The sequence below is a fragment of the Streptomyces luteolus genome (assembly GCF_029968015.1).
Lineage (GTDB): Bacteria > Actinomycetota > Actinomycetes > Streptomycetales > Streptomycetaceae > Streptomyces > Streptomyces luteolus.
Map to the genome: position 1 here is coordinate 1 of NZ_JASCIS010000100.1, position 3,346 is coordinate 3,346.

The following is a 3,346-nucleotide window of genomic DNA, read 5'->3' on the forward strand; positions in this document are numbered from 1 at the left end:
CTCCAGAAGAAATCATGATCGCGTGACGCGCTCGTAGGAGGATCCTGGCGGTTGACGACCACTTCTCCCATTCCCCGCGTACGGCGCCAAGGCGCTCCTCGTCCGCGGCCAGATGTAGCAAGCGGTATGAGAATTGATGCGGTGACGTGACCCGATTCTCTCTGAGTAGTCGCCAAGGAGGAATGGTGTCGGGCGGAAGAGTTGGTCTTGCACGCCGGATGGATCTACGACCATCTGTTCTGGAAGCAGGACCGTTCCTGCACGAGGCGTCCACGACGCTGGCCGCCGTCGCTGCGGCGGCACCGGATCTGGATGGGCACGATGGTGACCTCGCCGAACTTCCGGCACCCGGTCACCCCGGCCAAGGCTGCCTTCACGCTCCATGACATTTCCGCCGACCGCTTCACCTCGGCGTCGGCGGCCACGGCGAGCCGATGTCTCACGGCCTGCCCCCGCCCACCAGCGCCCGGCGCACCGCGCGCTTCAATGACTGGGTCAAGCTGACCGACCTGCTGCTGCCGCAGGACACCACCAGCCACCAGGGCGAAAACTTCTCGGCACAGGACGTGGCCATCTGCGCCGAAAACACCCAGCCACCCGCCCACGCCTGGCCGTTGCCGCCACCAGGAAGCTCAGCATGGCCGTGGCCACCCGTTTGCCTGCCGCACCTCCGCTCGCACAGCTCTGGCCAATGGTTCACTCAGGACATCTACCAGGACCCAAGCGTCTACGCCGGCACTACCCACGCCGAGATCAGACGCCAGACCTCATGGCTCGACGAGGTTTGCGACGCCCTTCACCGTGAGGCTCTCACTCGCCGCCGGAGCCGTACCACTGAAGGCGACCGGGGCAATGCCCGTCACAGAACCACTCAGCCGGGCCAGCACCCTGTCCCGGTCGGCATGCGGCACCAGCTCGACAACATTGCGGACCTGACCGCCAGTTGAGCCGAGGTCGATGCGGGCATTGGTGGCAGTGGTGGGCTTGGGCGGGGCACCCGCGGGGATGTCGTGTCCGGCCTGAGGGTCGGCAGCGAAGCAGCTGGCGGCGGTAAGGATCCACTGCGGGTCGACGAGAGCACCGGAGCATGCGCGTTCGTCGTTGCCGGTGGACAGGCGGGCGGTGAAGGCGAAGTCACCGTCGTTGGCGGGGTCGACGACAACAGCCTGGGCGGAGGTGCCGGCGAGGACGCCGGAGACGACGGCCGCCGCAAGTGCGGCGCTTGTCAACGCTATGCGCGGACGTGGGTTGGACACGTGGATGTTCCTGGTTCTGGAGTGTGCCATCTCAGCCTGCGATGGCTGGGTGAGGTGTGAAGAGGGCCAGGCCAGCCTGAAGGCTCGGGCAGCGAAGCCTGAAGTGGAGGCGTGGCGGTCGGTTAGCCCTGGAGGCGGATTTCGACGAGGGCGGAGCGCACGCCGGTGTCACCGGATTCGCCGACCGCCTTGAGGTCGTTGGCCGGGGCGTTGACGACTTCCTGGTCACCTCCGTCGGTGGGGGTGAGGGTTGCCTTGACGGGCGATTCGCCGGTCCAGATGTTGAAGGTGTCGGGCAGTTCCATCGTCAGGTAGCCGCCTTGGCGTTGGCATGGAAGCAGAAGCCGCCCTTGTGGGACTCGATGAACATGTTCTCCGGGTCCGCGGTCACTCACTGACATCGGTGAGCGACGTGAGGGTGATGTGCCCGTCACCGCGCTTGAGCGTGATCCCTCGCTCCGCGAGGAGCTTGTTCGCGCCGGGGTAGTTGAAGTCCTCGATCGCCACCGGCATCTCGGCAGCCGCACGCGGAGCGGCCGGAGCCGCCGCCTGGGGCGCTGCCAGCGCGGTCGTGCCGAGCCCGGCCACGAGCGCCGCTGCCGCACTGCCCATCAGCAGCTTCCGGGCAGGGGTTATCGCCATGGATACCTCTCAGAAGAAGTCAAACATGTGAGGGGCTACGCGACACAAGCCGACCAGGCTGCCGACCGCGCCGAAACCAGCGCCGCACAAGCCAAGACCTCCGCAACCACCGCACGCAACGCAGCCAACCGCGCCACTCAAGACGCCATCAGCGCCGAAGAATCCGCCGCCCCAGCAGAATTCTCCGCGAGCTACGCCCGCATCTCCGCCATCGAGGCCAGAGACTCAGCAGAGGATGCGCGACATTCCGCTCTAGATACAGGAAAGAGCGCGGATGAAGCCGAGAAGGCCGCAGAAGCTGCCTGGAAGGACGTGCTCGAGAAGCTCCGGGCCATGGGGACTTAGCACTTGGGCTTACTGTCGCGCTCCTTCTTTCGCTTTTCCGCAGCCTTGCGCGCAGCTTCCGCGAGTTCGGCTTCGGACAACCTCCCGCCCTGCGCATACGCCACGGCGAGAGGCGACTCCGACCTCGTCTTCCCAAGGTTGACGAGCAGATGGCGAAACTGATCGTCGACTTCGCCATCGGCGCCATCAAGAAATGCATCACAGACCCCACGATCAGCGACTGTGTGTGGGCAGCAGCAGGGATGATCCCCATCGGCAAGGGGGCAAAGCCCACCAAGGAGGGCGTCGCAGCCGTCCAGGACATCGTCCACGCCACTAAGCAACGGGTAAGCCGTTCGGTGTCGAGGATGCGCCAGGCATCTACATCGTCTCTCCTGAAGAGATCACGTCGATCGCTACCAGCATCCGCAGCCAGCTCGGCAATCCGAACATTGTGCGCGAGGTGCCAGGAAAGGGGACTGTGGAGACATGGGTGATCGACGACGGGAAGATCAACTATCGCGCCTTCAGTAGCTCTGGCGGAATCAGCGACTACACCATCGACTTCGCTAAGGACGCGCAAACACAGCTCGGCCTCATGAGTTATCGCGCAAAATAGGAGCGCACAGATAACAAGCGAAGCGATCTACAGGGAAGAGTTGGACTACCTGTAGACTACGCCAAGCAAAGCCCCGTCTATTTCGATATCGTTCGGGATGCCGAAGAGAAGATCGTGGGCCCGTCGGCAGGAGAAGTTGACATCCAAGAAGCCACCCTGCGGTTCATCTCTGACTTGTTGGACCGAGAAGTTCAAGTCGGCGACAAGAGCAGCAAGGAAGGCGAGAGATTCCTTGCGTGGGGCACGTCTAAGGATGTGACCTTAGCGCGAATCACGGACGAGATGCGGCGCAGGGATAATCCCATGGACTTCTTCTATATCTACTGGTTCGCCAGCCCTCGGCAACGGTAGGGAAACGAGCCGGGGTGAGCTAACCATCGATCAAGGTGGTAGCTCACCCCGCACTGTCCCGGTTTGCGGTGACGAATCTCCGATTTCCGCTACAGGTGGAAAGTCTGCGTGCGAGCCACCGGCAGTTTCATAACTCTCCGGCGGGATCCTTCTT

5 protein-coding genes are annotated in these 3,346 nt (G+C 63.5%); 2 read left to right on the forward strand and 3 right to left on the reverse strand.

From position 1 onward, the window contains the following. Positions 1-767: 767 nt before the first annotated feature. From QIT00_RS38580 to QIT00_RS38590, 3 genes are all read right to left on the reverse strand, one after another. Positions 768-1,256, reverse strand: a complete 489-nt coding sequence (locus QIT00_RS38580) for a trypsin-like serine protease (protein ID WP_282540172.1) — start codon at positions 1,254-1,256, stop codon at positions 768-770. A 122-nt stretch (positions 1,257-1,378) separates the two neighbouring features. Next, a complete protein-coding gene (locus QIT00_RS38585) occupies positions 1,379-1,561 on the reverse strand; it encodes a hypothetical protein (RefSeq protein ID WP_282540173.1) in 183 nt (60 codons plus the stop codon). 82 nt (positions 1,562-1,643) lie between these two features. Beyond that, complete coding sequence (locus QIT00_RS38590; RefSeq protein ID WP_282540174.1) at positions 1,644-1,898, reverse strand: hypothetical protein; 255 nt, start codon at positions 1,896-1,898, stop codon at positions 1,644-1,646. Positions 1,899-1,925: 27 nt separating this feature from the next. Here QIT00_RS38590 and QIT00_RS38595 point away from each other — a divergent pair, with 27 nt between their 5' ends. After that, the gene (locus tag QIT00_RS38595) at positions 1,926-2,243 is read left to right on the forward strand and encodes a hypothetical protein (RefSeq protein ID WP_282540175.1); all 318 of its coding nucleotides are present in this window, start codon (positions 1,926-1,928) and stop codon (positions 2,241-2,243) included. Positions 2,244-2,715: 472 nt separating this feature from the next. Then, positions 2,716-2,841, forward strand: a complete 126-nt coding sequence (locus QIT00_RS38600) for a hypothetical protein (protein WP_282540176.1) — start codon at positions 2,716-2,718, stop codon at positions 2,839-2,841. The last annotated feature ends 505 nt before the right edge of the window (positions 2,842-3,346 follow it).